This is a genomic window from Serratia plymuthica NBRC 102599, from assembly GCF_001590925.1.
GTDB lineage: Bacteria > Pseudomonadota > Gammaproteobacteria > Enterobacterales > Enterobacteriaceae > Serratia > Serratia plymuthica.
The window spans coordinates 1-14,177 of record NZ_BCTU01000048.1 but is presented as its reverse complement, the minus strand read 5'-3'; the positions used below and the strand labels follow the sequence as shown (position 1 = coordinate 14,177).

Sequence of the window (14,177 nt, the reverse complement as noted above, 5' to 3'; positions counted from 1 at the left end):
GTTGACAATGCCAGCCCTCACGAATAGGCCGGTTCAAAGGCCTCCGGTGACTGTGGCGTCAGGCCAGGTTGTACCTGTATTCACCGGAGTGCGCACTTAACTCGCGCTGATGATAATCTCAATCAACCCAGGTTTCCCACTGGCGATTGCCGCTTCAATCGCCGGGGCAATATCGCCGGCACGGCGGATTTGCAATGCTGCAAGCCCCATTGATTTTGCCAGTGCTAGATAATCAATGGTGGGTTGAGTGATATCCATGGCAATAAACGTGTTGCTTTGGGAAGAAGTGTAATGCTGCTGGCTGCGCATAAAGTTTTTCAGGATGTTGTATTCCTGATTGTTCATCACCACAAAAGTCACGGGCAGATCTTCATGGGCAGCCGTCCACATCGCCTGAGGCGAGTACATCGCCGCGCCATCCCCCACCAGGCAGACGACCGGTTGTCGGCCGCGTCCCAGACTGTAACCAATTGCCGCAGGCATGCCCCATCCCAACGCGCCGCCACGCATGAAACCATATTGCCCTGCTTGATCGCTGGAGAGAAATCTACGCATCGACGATGAGACGCATAATGCCTCATCAATAATGGCTACGTCGGGCCCGATGGCACGTACGACCTCATGGGCAGCCACCAGCGGCGCAATGACCGGCAACGCGAATTTCGCCTCGACCTCTCGCTCCAGGACCTCCCGCGCCCATTGTTTTTCATTCCGGGCGTGCTGGATCAGGGCGTTATAGTTCTCGCGTTTTGCCTCGGTCAGACTCTCCAGCTTTGGCAGCATGGCATTCAGTGACGTTTTAATATCGCCGACTACGGAAAGCCGGGTGGCATAGGAACGTCCCAAATCATTGACGTCGGCGGAAAGCTGATAGACCGCGCAATTCTCCGGTACTGCAGAGCCTTCGCTGTAGAGGATAGTGATTAATGATTTGCCACCCAGGGCAAAGATTGCTTCGTAGTTTTGCAGGATCTCGGCAATCCCCCGCGCGGTAGTCGGCATGTTACCGCGCCATAATGCGTGCGAAGTGGGAAACGGAATGCGCGAAGGCCAGGATGAACCATACACGTGAGCCCCAAGCAACTCCGCGACTCGCTGGGTCTCGGCCGAAGCGTGACTGTGGTGGATCTCGTCCCCGGCGATAATGGCCACTCTGCCGGGGAGGTAATCAGCCAGGATTTGCGCCAAAGCAGGTAATGATCCCCCCGTGGTATGCCGATCAATCTGCGAAGGCTCACCGATAGGTACATCACTGAGCTGATCCATGATATCCATCGGCAAGCTGAGAAATACCGGGCCGCTGGGTGCTGCGTTGGCATCATGAAAAGCGCGCCGGATGAGCACCGGCAACTGTATGGCGTTGGAGACATTTTCTGCCCATTTAACCGCCGGTGCCGCGATGCTGTTCAGATCGTCATAGAGCAAGGGGTCGCTGATCGCATGCCGAGTATCCTGCTGCCCGGCAGTCACCACCAACGGCGTCTGGGAGACTTTGGCATTCAACAGATTTCCCATGCCATGACCAAGGCCCCCCGCAGTATGCAGGTTAAGAAATCCCGGTTTTCCAGACGCCTGAGCGTAACCATCGGCCATCGCTACGGCACTCGCCTCCTGCAGTGCGAGAATATATTTCAGCGCCGGGTTGCGCAGCAGTGCGTCGATCAGCGGCAACTCGGTGGTACCCGGGTTGCCGAAAATATATTCCACACCTTCGCTGGCCAAGGTTTCCAACAATACATCCGCCCCGCGACGAGCGCTAAGCGCGGCAGTCGTTATAACACTCATGCCTGCAGACTCCATTGGTTATTGTTGTTCGCCAGTGCAGGAAGGAGCAAAGACCATCGCTGTTTACGCTCCTCTTGCGGCAACCGGCTCAGTCGGTACTCCAGCGCTGCCATTTTCACGGCAATTGATTGTAATGCCTGTTCAAGAGCCGCATAACCGCCTCTAAAATAAAATTTACCACCATTACTGGCAATAATCCCATGGCGCTGCAGGTACTGGAACAGAGCGACAGAGGAACGCGCATCGTAGTTATCTTGCGCGGAGGCCTGCAGCGGATAACGAATCAGCCTTTCAGCCAGAATGTACTGCGTAGCGGCACGCAGTTCCGCTACCGGGGAACTCAAACGCAACAGCGTCAGCAACGTCAGAATATCCACTCGCAACTCCTCCGCGCCGGCGCCATTACGTGAACTTTTGGCTTTCAGGTGCTCAGGCAGGGGCAAATAGCCGCGACGATGATAATGCTCATGCAGATGTACCCAAATAGCGCTGGCGTTGATCAACAACGCATCATCGGCATCGATAATGTCGGCGAAGGCGGTAGGTGACCAGAAAGCGTCAATCGCTTTACGCGTATAGCCTTTAAAACGCGCTACAAATTTGTCGATCAAATAATAAGCCTGGTGATGTTCTTTAACCTCGGCGTCACGGTAATTTTCCGCAAAAACCGCTACCGCCAACGGATTAAGAAATCCTTCGGTACAGGATTCAATCACTGCCGGTACAGCGTCAGATATGGGGACTAAATCAGTGACGACCTTGGGTAACGGAATAATTTTTACACGCATGGCTTCCAGAAAGGCATCCGGGTTATAGGGTACAGAAAAAAAGCCCACAATAAACTCAGGATCGGAAAAACAAGTAAGATCGAGTAAATTTCCGCAGGAAAAACTCCGATTGGCGCAGTTTCTTAGCAAGGTATTAATATGAATATTATCCCGATATTTACTCAATATGGGGACAATACAGCGATGAATCTGCTCAATGTCAGCGGTTATTCCTTCCGCTATAATTTTCTTTCGACACAGGTTTACCGCAGCGACAATATCGTCTTTCATGCAAATGCCTCTCTTGAATGAAGGGGAATACTTCAAGGTAATAGCGCGTTGTCCGTCATCTCTCTGGCGGGTAACCGTGCCATATGCTGCAATAAATTGATTTTATAGTCTAACGTCACGCCGGCGTCGCGTGCGCCATCGAGCAGTAACTGGCGATAGCGGGCGCTGGGGGCAGCCTCTTGCCCATGTATTACCCGCGCGAAGTAGGTCATGGCCATGACCTGTTGCCCGTCGGGCAATAAAACACTGACCCATTGGCGTTTGTAACGATGCAGATGCACGCCTTCCCGCCGGTCAACTGATGCCAACAATGCGGTCGGCATCCGGTAAAGCGCCCCCTGCACAGTATGTCCGATGGCAGGGGTGATATTGGCGCAACAGACTGGCTCGTTAAGAGAGGGATAATTAAAGCGCAAACAATGCTGATGCAACGTGGCAACGCTGAGAAAATAACGTCGGCTGTCACAGCCGAGCGTCGCAGTAAAGCTTTGTTGGTTCATGCATGAACCATAAGCAAACAGATAACACGGCAAGGCTGAAGCTGAAGCAAACATACATCCCCTCCCGACTTAATCCAGTACATAATGATCGTAAACCGAAGAAACGCTTTTAATTGACGTCAGAGTAAAGTCGCCCACCGGGATCTCTTTATGCAAAAGATCCTCAAGGTAGATCACAAACTCCACAATGGTCAGCGAATCCAGCAAACCCGCTGCAAAAAGATCGGTATTGGCATTAAATTCTATATAATTAATATTATCTCTTGCACTGAAGAATTGGCGGAATAATTGAGTCAATGTATCTAAACTTGGCGATGCCATAATAACCACCTTGAAAGTTGGAAATATTATTCAGAATGCAATCTGCTCCGTGGACAACGTTGTTAGTACTGCCGGGCGTCTCAGCATATTTTCTGTATGCTGCCGCCAGTGAGGGAATTGGTTCATATCCAGCCCCAGCAATGTCCCCCAACGGAAAAAAATCATCACTGCCGGATCGACAATCGAAAATGCGCCCCCCACGGCCCAGGTTTTATCTCGTAGCCTGTTTTCAATCTGTTGATACAGTTGTTCACATTCTTGCAAACCATGCCGACGGATCCCCTGCCAGGCATTTTCTTCGTCGGTAACGCGATGCGGATGCAGACGCAGAGCAATGCTGGCAGGCATCATGCTGCTTAGCCAGTTAAGCCACTCTATGGCCTGTGCGCGTTCAAACGGCGTAGCAGGCAGTAAACGACATTCCGGCCAGGTGAGCGCCAGCCACACAAGAATCGCCGAGGCCTCGGTCAGGATCCCATGCGGTGTCGCCAGGACCGGGACTTTGCCTTTGGGATTCAGCTCACGAAAAGCGAGTTGTCGTGTCTCACCGTTTTTTATTGATACGCACTGCAGTTCAAAAGGCTGGCCGATCTCATTGAGGAGCACATGGGGTGCAAAAGAGAGATGGCCGGGACAGTAGTAAAGAGTTAATGGGAATGACATCGTTACGCTTCCCTATGTAGCGCTACAGGTCTGAGCCAGCCAGAGGTGCCGCTACCACAGCGCCCCGCCTGGATGTTTTCCAGTTCAACGGCGATCTCTGCCGACAAGCACGGATTGTTGGCCGTGGCGATGCGTCGTTCACCGATTTGCAGATAGTCAACCGCCCGCACGCCAAGCGCAGTCGAGGTGACAAACAGCTCCCGGAGTTTTCGCTGCTGACTGGCCTGCATGACCTCTTCCAGCGTGATATTTCGCTCAATGACCCTGATCCCTCGCCCGCGAATCAGGGAGATAGCGGACTGACGGGTGATCCCGGCTAAAACCCGGTCAGAGAGCAACGGGGTAATAACGGTATCGCCCACGACGAAAAAGACATTCATGGTACTGGCTTCTTCAATGGTCTGATTATCCAGGGCCGAGAGCCACAAAACGGCCTGATAGCCGGCAGAGTGAGCGGCCTGCGTCGCCTGGAACTGATGCGCATAATTCGCCGCCGTTTTGGCCGCGCCCAACCCGCCCGGCGCCGCACGGTGTTGGTGCTGTTCAACCCGCAATGAGAAGGTAGCGGGCCGGTAAGCGCGAATCGGCGCTGCCAGTAGCAGGAACAACGCGCGCCGGCTGGTGACAGGCATCAGATGATCGTCCATGGCGTAGATTAATGGGCGCAAATAGAGCCATTCGCTGGAAAATGGTGATTGCCAGTTCGCACAGTTGCTGACGATACCGTCCAGCGCGGCGTCAAACAGCACCGGATCCGGATACGGCAGGCAGAGACGCCGCGCAGAGCGACACAAACGCTGATAGTTTTCGTCACCGCGGAAAATGTAAGCCTCGTTGACATCTGCGCGCCTGGCTTTCATTCCTTCAAATACGCTGGCACCGAATTGCAGTGCCATCGCGCCCGGTGCGATGGTCAGCGGGGCTACAGGGCTAAAACTCACTGCGGACCAGGTATTGCCGTCATATTCCGCCCCGGCCATCGTGGGAGACCAGTTTTCGAACACTGGCAACGTGGTGTGTTGAGGCGTGTATTCTTGCGATAATTGCATCGTCGGTCTCACCAACAGGTTGTGTTTATACCGCCACGGATGGCGGCAAGAGTGTGCGATTATTCCGCATCAGGCCTTACCCAATCCTTGCGAAAACGGCCCCTGCGACAGCACGGCCAAAGTCTCTTTGTTCAGTTCAAACCCCAGCCCGGGTTTATTCGACAGAGTCACACTGTCTCCGTTGTGCTCCGGCAAACCGAGGTATAGCTGATGGCAGATATCCGTCACCGCCACGTGAAACTCCACCATGCCACCGTTAGCGACCCCCGCATGCAGATGCATGTTCTGATAGGGGAATGTGCCCCCGTTATCGATGGGGGCCCCGAAAGCTCTCGCCAGCGCGGCCACTTTCAGCCCGGCGGAGTAACCGCCGCACACGCACACATTGGGTTGCAGCACATCGACTGCGTTATTCATCAGCATGTCGCGGAAGCGGAACAGTTGCCCTTCGCTCTGGCCTGCAGCTACCGGGATACGAATCTGACGACGCAAATCCGCCAGTTTTACCGGGTCGTTATCCATAATCGGCTCTTCAAAGAAGGCGATATCGCACTCCTCGATTGACTGGGCCAAACGCAGAGCATGATAGTGATCAAGGCCACAGTTGGCGTCGATATAGATTTCCGCCGTATCGCCCACTGCCTCACGTACCGCGCGTACTCGGCGGGCATCCTGGCGGATCACATCGTCAAGAGAACGCCCCTGGTCACGGCGCGACATGGCGTGAAAGCCCACCAGCATTTTCAGATGGGTATGTCCTGCCGCGACCAAGGTACGGGCGGCATGAGCCAGTTGTTCATCGTTCAGGGAAGGGAAACCAAAGGTGGTATAATGTCTCAGTTCCTGACGGGCACCGCCCAGTAGTTTCCACACTGGCTGCCCCGCAGCCTTGCCTGCAATGTCCCAAAGCGCAATATCGATGGCCGCAATGGCATGGCTGGCATAACCGGTCTGGCCACGTGGGCTCAGCAACCAATAAAGGCGCTCGTTGATCGCTTCTCGCTGCAATGCATCCATCCCGATCACATTGGGGGTCACGACGGTTTTCACGATCGCAGCCACGACCTCTTCATCAGTGATGGCAGTGAAACCATGCCCGACAATTCCGGTTTCTGTTTCAATCTCGACAATCAGGCCGGAAAGTTTACCGCTGATAGGCAAGCCGCCCACGTCCACATTGCCGGAGACAAAGACCGGTGTAGCTTCGATGTTGATAATTTTCTGTTGCATAACTGCCCTTATTTACCGTTAAAAGTGAAAGCGCGTCAGGCTGCGGTGACTGCGCGCCGGCGCAGAAAAAAGGCCATTCCGATACCGGCAATCAGGCCCCAGAAAGCACCGCCAATGCCAAAGAAGGCATGCCCCCCCATGGTGATCAGAAAGGTGATAATTGCCGCATCACGATGCGTTTTGTCGCTAAGGGCATTCACCAGCGAGTTACCCAGCGCCCCCATCAGCGCAAGCCCCGCGACGGCTTCGATCAGCACTGGCGGCGAAACGGAAATAAAACGCGTGGCGGCACCTGCGAGCATGCCGTAGACGATATACGCCGCACCGCAAATGATGCCCGCCCAGTAACGTTTGGCGGGATCCTTACCTGCTTCCTCTCCGGCGCAGATGGCGGCGGTAATCGCCGCCAGCCCGATGGCCGGGCCGCCGAAGGGTGCCGCCAACAGGCTGCTGACACCGGTGCTGGTAAATAACGGTGTTGCATCCGGCTTATAACCATTGACGTTCAGAACGGTCATCCCGGGAATGTTTTGTGAGGCCATGGTGACAATAAATAACGGCAAGGCAATGCTGATAAAAGCGGATAGAGTAAATTCCGGTCGTACCAGAATAAATTCAGGCAAGATCTCTGACATGTGAATATCGCCAATATTCGCCGTCATATAAATTACCGCAAGGGTTGCAATAGCTGCGCAGGGAATGGCTAATATCCGGTTTATTTTCAACATCACTAACCAAACAATCAGCACTGGCGCAATATAACGTGGATAGCTCGCCAAAGCATGCACCGGGGCGACGCACAGATTGAGGATAATACCTGCCAGCATGGCGTTGGCAATGCTCGATGGGATCTTGTTAATGGCCTGGCTCAGGGGTTTCCACAGCCCTGCTACGATCAGCATCACTGCTGCCATCAGCAGCGCTCCGGTGGTGACGGCAAAACCGCCTTTCACCACGCCAAGCCCCACCAACAGCGCAGCCCCCGGGGTTGACCATGCAACGCTGACCGGCATACGGTATTTCAAACTGAGTAAAATTCCCGCCAATCCCATGGCGACAGACACCGCCATCAACCCGGTAGCAGCCTGCTGCTGCGTTGCGCCAGTATTGACCAGCGCCTGTACAATCAGCGTAAATGTAGAAGCGAAGCCGACAAAAGAAGAAAGCAGGCCCGCTCCAGCGGCCTGCCAGGAAAAATCAGATGACCGGCGCTGCATTAATGTATTTGATTCCATTTCCACTCCCGAATAACGTGAATTCACATGCCAATGCGTAAATAACTGCCATTGAGTTTAAATCAATGTTGTTTTTATTTATCGAGGTGACTGATCGGACGCGGCAGGCCTATATTCTCCCGCAGTGTGTTACCTGTATATTGTGTTCGCATTAAACCACGACGTTGTAATTCCGGCACGACCAGAGTAGTGAAATCTTCATAGCCATCGGGAACGGTGTGAAAAACAATAATGAAACCGTCGCAGGCTTCCTCCATTAACCAGGCTTCCATCTGATCGGCAATTTCCGTCGGCGTGCCGACCATTTCGCCGGTTCCGGATTCTGCCGCACGTTTAGCCAACTCTCGGACGGTCAGTTTTTCACGCCGCGCCAATGCGACCCACTCACGCTGATTTCCCTGGCCCTGCTCCGTGGTGGGCAGGTCGGGCAATAATTTATCCGGGTCAAATTTGGAACAGTCGACACCCAGACGGATCGAGAGATTGGGAATATTACTTTCGATGTGGACCAGATTGTCCATATAGCGTTTTTTTGCCAGCGCTTCGGCGTGGGTCGCGCCGACGTACACTTGGTTAGCCGGAAGGATCTTAATCGCTGACGGATCGCGACCCCAGGCGCGGGCACGGTTTTTAACATCGCGATAGAACTGTTGCCCGGTTTCCAGACTGCGAGCATTGCCGAAGACAAGGTCAGCGGAGCGGGCCGCCATCTCTCGGGCTCCTTCTGAAGCGCCTGCCAACGCAATAACCGGCCACCCCTGTACCGGACGCGCAATGTTCAATGGACCCTGCACGGAAAAAAAATCACCCTGATGGTTTAACGGCTGGATCTTACCCAAATCGCTAAAAATACCGCTCTCCTTGTCCATGACCAAAGCGTTATCGGACCAGCCATCCCACAACCCGGTGGCCACCTTGAAAAACTCCTCTGCCCGAGCGTAACGCTCACCATGACGCAGTGCCGTATCAAGGCCAAAATTGTGCGCCGCCTGAGGATTTACCGTAGTGACAATATTCCACCCGGCCCGCCCATTGCTTAAATGATCCAGTGAAGCGAAGCGTCGTGCCAACAGATAAGGATCTTCATAGCTGGTGGAGCCGGTAGCAATCAGGCCAATATGTTCCGTACAGGCGGCAATGGCCGATAGCATGACCAGCGGATCGTAGGACGTGACCGTAGCGCTGCGGCGCAGCGCTGACGGGGGCATTGGCATTAACGCCAGATGATCGGCGGTGAAAATGGCGTCGAAACAGGCATGCTCCAGTTTCTGCGCCAGATATTTGATGGTTGGCCAGTGGAAATTGGCGTGAGCCGGTGCTGAAGGATGGCGCCACCAGGCAGTGTGCAGGCAGATTGGGCGCATAAAACCGCCGAGGCAGAGATGTTTTTTCATCGTATATTCCGGTTATCGGTGAAGTTTGATGACAAATTGGTCGCAATCTCTATTTGCGTTAATCTCGTTCTGCATTGAAGCGTCGCAGGCCTTGTTCCAGATCGCGGCGGAGATCGTCCGGATCTTCCAACCCGATATAAAATCGGACACAGGGGCCCACGGGCTGTCGGGGAGGCGCCAGGCGATATTCAGAGCAGTCAAAAGGCAGCGCCAGGCTTTCGAAACCGCCCCATGAGAAACCAAGGCCAAAAAGCTGCAACCCCTCGAGAAAGGCTGCAACCGCCTGCGCCGGTGCCGGCTGCAGCACGACGGTGAATAAACTTGCCGCGCCGGTAAAATCACGCTGCCACAGGGCATGACCCTCATCCGTTTCCAGCGCCGGATACCATACGGCTTGCACCTCTTCACGCCCTGCCAGCCATTGGGCGAGATGGCGTGCATTCTCCTGATGCTGACGCATGCGCACTGCCAGGGTTCGCAGACCACGCAGTGTCAGCCAGGCATCATCCGGGCTGACGCACAAGCCGGTTTCACGGTGATATTCACGCAAGAGAGGCAAGGCGCGTTCAGAGGCAGAAACGATTCCCAACATCACATCAGCATGGCCTGCGATGTACTTGGTGGCGGCCTGGATCACGATATCGGCACCATAGGAAAACGCATCGAAAAACAGCGGCGTTGCCCAGGTGTTATCCATTATCACCAGCAATCCGGCCTCCCTGGCCACAGCCACCAAGACGGGAATATCGGACATTTCCATGGTCTGCGACCCTGGCGTTTCCAGATAAATAGCCCGAGTTTTGGGGTTAATCAACCGGCGCAGATCGTCGGCCCCCAGAGAAGGTGAGAACCACTGCGTCGTAATTCCCTGACGGTTTAACACCCCTTCGCAAAGCCGACGTGCCGGACGATAGGCCACGTCGGTCATCAGCAGATGGTCACCGGAAGTCAGGGTAGCCTGAAGCGCCAGTGCAATAGCCGCCAGCCCGGACGGGCAAAACAATACGCCTGCGCTACCGTCCAGCTCACGCAGCGCCTCCTGCAGGGCGGCCGTGGTTGGAGAGCCCAGGCGGCCATAAACATAGGGCTGACGGTAGTTCAACAAGCTGTCGACCGTGGGGGCCAACACCGTTGAACCCCGGTAAACGGGCGGATTAACAAAACCATGGTGTTCTGCCGGCGTTCTACCGCCGTGCGTCAGACGGGTTGCGGTTCCCCGCACGGTTAGCGCCGGTTTCATGCCTCGTCCTCGATTATGCGTACCGCACCGAAGGCGGCACTGGAGGTCACGGCCGCGTAGGCTCGTAATGCCGAAGAGACGCGGCGTTGACGGTTGGCCGGCTTCCAGGCTTTCTTGCCCAGTGCTTCCCGCTTTGCGCGACGTGTGGCCAGCTCATGATCGTCCAGTTTGAACCGGATGGCGCGATTGGGGATATCAATCTCAATGATGTCCCCGTCTTCAATCAGGGCGATATTGCCGCCGGCCGCCGCTTCCGGCGAAATGTGGCCAATCGACAAGCCTGATGAACCGCCGGAAAAACGGCCATCGGTGATCAGCGCACACGTCTTGTTCAGGCCTTTTGCCTTAAGGTAACTGGTGGGATAGAGCATCTCCTGCATTCCCGGCCCGCCGCGCGGGCCTTCGTAGCGCACGACCACCACATCACCGGCTTGCACCCCACCGGACAGAATGCCTGCCACCGCCTCGTCCTGCCCTTCAAATACCCGTGCAGTGCCGGTAAAACGGATCATTGAGGGATCGACGCTGGCGGTTTTCACGATACAGCCTTCCTGCGCAATATTGCCGAACAACACCGCCAGGCCGCCATCCTGCGAAAATGCATGTTCAATGCTGCGAATGCAGCCTGCCTGGCGATGGAGATCCAGCGCCGGGTAATAGTTATCCTGGCTGAATGCCACCTGGGTGCGTACACCTCCCGGCGCGGCGCGATAGAACCGGCGAATTTCCGGAACATCGCTGGTTTTTATATCCCACCGTGCCAGCGCAGCGCCCAGCGTGTCGGCATGTACCGTGCCGGTATTGACGTTAATCAACCCGCCGCGGTGCAGTTCTGCCATTACCGCCATCACGCCTCCTGCGCGATGCACATCCTCCATATGGACGTTCTCAACCGCAGGTGCGACTTTGCACAGCACCGGCACCTTACGTGACAGACGGTCGATATCTTCCATAGTGAAATTCACCTGGCCTTCATAGGCAGCCGCCAGCAGGTGGAGTACGGTGTTGGTGGAACCGCCCATGGCGATATCCATCGTCATGGCGTTTTCGAATGCTTCTCTTGTGGCAATAGAACGGGGCAGGATGCTGGCATCGTGTTGCTCATAGTAGCGACGACACAGTTCCACGATGCGACGACCGGATTCAAGAAACAGCTGCTTGCGCAGCGCATGAGTTGCCAGTATTGAGCCATTGCCAGGCAGCGCCAGCCCCAGCGCTTCCGTCAGACAATTCATGGAATTGGCGGTAAACATCCCTGAACAGGAGCCACAGGTCGGGCAGGCCACGGCCTCCACCGCCGTCACTTCCTCGTCGGTCATGGTGTCATCTGCAGCAACCACCATGGCGTCGATGAGATCAAAGGCGCGCTTTTCGCCGCGTAATGTCAGTTTTCCAGACTCCATCGGGCCACCGGAGACGAAAATGACCGGGATATTCAGGCGTAACGCTGCCATCAGCATTCCCGGCGTGATTTTGTCGCAGTTGGAAATACAGACCATGGCATCGGCGCAATGTGCGTTCACCATATATTCCACGCTGTCGGCAATCAGCTCACGCGAGGGCAGGCTGTAAAGCATACCGTCATGACCCATCGCGATGCCATCGTCGATGGCGATGGTATTAAACTCTTTGGCGACACCGCCAGCCTGCTCGATCTCGCGGGCGACCATCTGGCCGAGATCTTTCAAATGTACGTGACCCGGCACAAATTGGGTAAAAGAGTTCACTACCGCAATGATAGGTTTATCAAAATCGGCGTCTGTCATGCCTGTAGCACGCCATAAACTGCGAGCACCGGCCATATTACGACCATGGGTAGAAGTACGGGAACGATACATTTTTATGGGTGCCTTAACTGAACAAGTAAGGCCCAATATTAGAGTGGACAAACTGCGCGGTGAAATATAATCTCCCCTATCGATTAAGTTGCTGTGAGTATTTGTCATGGATGTTAGACAGTTGAAATACTTTGTAACAGTTGCGGAAACTCTACATTTTGGTAAGGCAGCGGAACGTCTTAATATGACGCAACCTCCGTTGAGCCAGTCAATAATGTCGTTGGAAAAAGAATTGGGACACACTCTTTTTTTTCGTAACAAAAGAAATGTGCAGCTGACGCCTTTTGGAGAACAATGGTTATTTTACGTCAGAAACTCACTAAGCAGTTTGAATGCGTTACCTGATATTGCCGACAGACTGGGTAAAGGTGAATCAGGAACATTATCGCTAGCCTTTATCAGTGTAGCGGGATATAACATTCTTCCTCGACTGGTCAGTCATTTTCGTCAAATTTACCCTGCAGTTGAACTGATTTTAAAAGAAGCGACCAGCGATGTGCAATTGAGCGAATTGCTGGAGGAACGGATTGACGCCGGTATCATTATCCCCCCGGAGGAGGCACAACTGCCGGGCTGTCTGGACTATAAAAAGATCCTCTCGGAATCGTTGGTCGCTGCGGTGCCTCAGGCCTGGCTGGATAATGGCAGGCTCGAGTTAACCCATGGCAAACTCTGCTCGCGATCCGTGATTAATTCACCGCTAATTATTTTCCCGCAAAAAGCGGCGCCATCATTCTATAAGCTGGTGATGCAGTACTACACCAATAACGGTACGAAACCAAATATCATTCAGCAGGCTATTCAAATGCAAACTATCATCAGTCTGGTTGCTTCCGGGATCGGTATTTCTCTGGTGCCGAATTCATTACGCCATCTGGCGCGAACCGGTGTGGCCTACGTGGAACTGCTGGAAAATCTGCCGCGATTGGATATTGGTTTTGCATGGCGTAAAAACAATCAATCACCGTTATTGAAAAAATTGATATCCTTGGCGGATACCCAAGTTACGACCGGATAGTATCGGGAAGACGTAATGAGCAAAGTGGTAGGGGAGTAGACACCAGACTACGCCAAATTGTGAGGGGCGATCTGGTACCTCAGTAAAATGCCTACCGGACGTAATTTTATAAGCGAAGATATTACTGCAACAGCATTGTTCCGGGCAGGGGCCCACGACAAGCACGGTGACAACGCCAGCACGCATCAAATGTCGACATGACTCGAGTAATCGGATCTCTCCGGCTGAACAGGAGTCGCCATATTCTTTCGTGTTAACCTTGCTCATAAGCAGTGAATTACTTTCCTGAAAAATAATTCAACTCCGTTATAAACACACCCCACTGGCCACTCATTTTACGGTGGAAGAGCTTTAAGTTTGACCTGCTAAAACAGTTTCATTATTGCACAGGAAATAACACTTTTAAAAATATAAGCAATGAAATCAATCAGGCATTTTTTAAAGAAAAATAGTTGTCACTCTTACCGCCATATCCTCCATTCTGGTATTTATTTTTTATCATAATAATTATCAGAATAATTATCGGTAGTGCTGACCGAGAATGGCGAGCTCCCGGCCAGGACAACAACAAGCAGGGCCGAAAAATAGGGATAATGATCGGCCATCCTTGAAGATAGCTCACTCAATACCGACTCCATCGGTGCCAACGCTTCATTTTCCTCATAGTCAGGCAACAGGGAGAAACTCGCCTCCAGGGCACAAAGCTGCCTGGCCAATATGGCCAATTCCTCTTGATTTAACAGGGTTTCCCGTCCGTTACTCTTTATAATCTTCTACGAACACTCAACAACATTCGGAAATTGTTTTCTGCCTCAAATCCCCATTTTCTTCATCCGAGAAAGCAGA

Annotated in this window: 13 protein-coding genes; 1 reads left to right on the top strand and 12 read right to left on the bottom strand. The window is 53.6% G+C overall.

Annotated features, from left to right (window positions below):
* Positions 1-96 precede the first annotated feature (96 nt).
* From SPL01S_RS23870 to ilvD, 11 genes are all read right to left on the bottom strand, one after another.
* Positions 97-1,785 carry a thiamine pyrophosphate-binding protein gene (locus tag SPL01S_RS23870; RefSeq protein WP_063203156.1) on the bottom strand — a complete coding sequence of 563 codons (1,689 nt, stop codon included), beginning with the start codon at positions 1,783-1,785 and terminating at the stop codon, positions 97-99.
* Entirely contained in the window at positions 1,782-2,843 is a 1,062-nt protein-coding gene (locus SPL01S_RS23865; RefSeq protein ID WP_063203154.1) for a DUF6421 family protein, read from the bottom strand. Before SPL01S_RS23865 ends, SPL01S_RS23870 begins: the two co-directional genes overlap by 4 nt.
* A gap of 32 nt (positions 2,844-2,875) precedes the next feature.
* Positions 2,876-3,397 (bottom strand): gamma-glutamylcyclotransferase family protein, encoded by a 522-nt coding sequence (locus SPL01S_RS23860; RefSeq protein WP_063203151.1) that lies wholly within the window; start codon positions 3,395-3,397, stop codon positions 2,876-2,878.
* 15 nt (positions 3,398-3,412) lie between these two features.
* The gene (locus tag SPL01S_RS23855; RefSeq protein WP_013814539.1) at positions 3,413-3,664 is read right to left on the bottom strand and encodes a phosphopantetheine-binding protein; all 252 of its coding nucleotides are present in this window, start codon (positions 3,662-3,664) and stop codon (positions 3,413-3,415) included.
* Positions 3,665-3,694: 30 nt separating this feature from the next.
* A complete protein-coding gene (locus SPL01S_RS23850) occupies positions 3,695-4,327 on the bottom strand; it encodes a glutathione S-transferase family protein (protein ID WP_063203149.1) in 633 nt (210 codons plus the stop codon).
* A gap of 2 nt (positions 4,328-4,329) precedes the next feature.
* Complete coding sequence (locus tag SPL01S_RS23845) at positions 4,330-5,376, bottom strand: aminotransferase class IV (RefSeq protein ID WP_063203146.1); 1,047 nt, start codon at positions 5,374-5,376, stop codon at positions 4,330-4,332.
* 69 nt (positions 5,377-5,445) lie between these two features.
* A complete protein-coding gene (locus SPL01S_RS23840) occupies positions 5,446-6,606 on the bottom strand; it encodes a mandelate racemase/muconate lactonizing enzyme family protein (RefSeq protein WP_063203144.1) in 1,161 nt (386 codons plus the stop codon).
* Positions 6,607-6,641: 35 nt separating this feature from the next.
* Positions 6,642-7,841, bottom strand: coding sequence for a benzoate/H(+) symporter BenE family transporter (locus SPL01S_RS23835; protein WP_063203142.1), 1,200 nt, complete (start codon positions 7,839-7,841; stop codon positions 6,642-6,644).
* A 74-nt stretch (positions 7,842-7,915) separates the two neighbouring features.
* The gene (locus SPL01S_RS23830) at positions 7,916-9,235 is read right to left on the bottom strand and encodes an LLM class flavin-dependent oxidoreductase (RefSeq protein WP_063203139.1); all 1,320 of its coding nucleotides are present in this window, start codon (positions 9,233-9,235) and stop codon (positions 7,916-7,918) included.
* 58 nt (positions 9,236-9,293) lie between these two features.
* Complete coding sequence (gene metC / locus SPL01S_RS23825; protein WP_063203137.1) at positions 9,294-10,475, bottom strand: cystathionine beta-lyase; 1,182 nt, start codon at positions 10,473-10,475, stop codon at positions 9,294-9,296.
* Positions 10,472-12,319: a dihydroxy-acid dehydratase gene (gene ilvD, locus SPL01S_RS23820; protein WP_063203158.1), complete on the bottom strand. Its 1,848-nt coding sequence runs from the start codon at positions 12,317-12,319 to the stop codon at positions 10,472-10,474. Before ilvD ends, metC begins: the two co-directional genes overlap by 4 nt.
* Positions 12,320-12,434: 115 nt before the next feature.
* Between ilvD and SPL01S_RS23815 the strand changes: the two genes are divergently transcribed.
* The gene (locus SPL01S_RS23815) at positions 12,435-13,331 is read left to right on the top strand and encodes a LysR family transcriptional regulator (protein WP_232245971.1); all 897 of its coding nucleotides are present in this window, start codon (positions 12,435-12,437) and stop codon (positions 13,329-13,331) included.
* A gap of 488 nt (positions 13,332-13,819) precedes the next feature.
* Here SPL01S_RS23815 and SPL01S_RS23810 read toward each other — a convergent pair whose 3' ends face one another.
* Positions 13,820-14,047, bottom strand: coding sequence for a hypothetical protein (locus SPL01S_RS23810; protein ID WP_232245970.1), 228 nt, complete (start codon positions 14,045-14,047; stop codon positions 13,820-13,822).
* Positions 14,048-14,177: the final 130 nt, after the last annotated feature.

What these genes read in the sequence shown, in the direction of transcription:
- SPL01S_RS23855 (WP_013814539.1), bottom strand. Translation starts at nt 3,664, where the DNA reads ATGGCATCGCCAAGTTTAGATACATTGACTCAATTATTCCGCCAATTC.
- SPL01S_RS23830 (WP_063203139.1), bottom strand. Translation starts at nt 9,235, where the DNA reads ATGAAAAAACATCTCTGCCTCGGCGGTTTTATGCGCCCAATCTGCCTG.
- SPL01S_RS23860 (WP_063203151.1), bottom strand. Translation starts at nt 3,397, where the DNA reads ATGTTTGCTTCAGCTTCAGCCTTGCCGTGTTATCTGTTTGCTTATGGT.
- SPL01S_RS23845 (WP_063203146.1), bottom strand. Translation starts at nt 5,376, where the DNA reads ATGCAATTATCGCAAGAATACACGCCTCAACACACCACGTTGCCAGTG.
- SPL01S_RS23835 (WP_063203142.1), bottom strand. Translation starts at nt 7,841, where the DNA reads ATGGAATCAAATACATTAATGCAGCGCCGGTCATCTGATTTTTCCTGG.
- SPL01S_RS23870 (WP_063203156.1), bottom strand. Translation starts at nt 1,785, where the DNA reads ATGAGTGTTATAACGACTGCCGCGCTTAGCGCTCGTCGCGGGGCGGAT.
- SPL01S_RS23865 (WP_063203154.1), bottom strand. Translation starts at nt 2,843, where the DNA reads ATGAAAGACGATATTGTCGCTGCGGTAAACCTGTGTCGAAAGAAAATT.
- metC (WP_063203137.1), bottom strand. Translation starts at nt 10,475, where the DNA reads ATGAAACCGGCGCTAACCGTGCGGGGAACCGCAACCCGTCTGACGCAC.
- SPL01S_RS23840 (WP_063203144.1), bottom strand. Translation starts at nt 6,606, where the DNA reads ATGCAACAGAAAATTATCAACATCGAAGCTACACCGGTCTTTGTCTCC.
- SPL01S_RS23850 (WP_063203149.1), bottom strand. Translation starts at nt 4,327, where the DNA reads ATGTCATTCCCATTAACTCTTTACTACTGTCCCGGCCATCTCTCTTTT.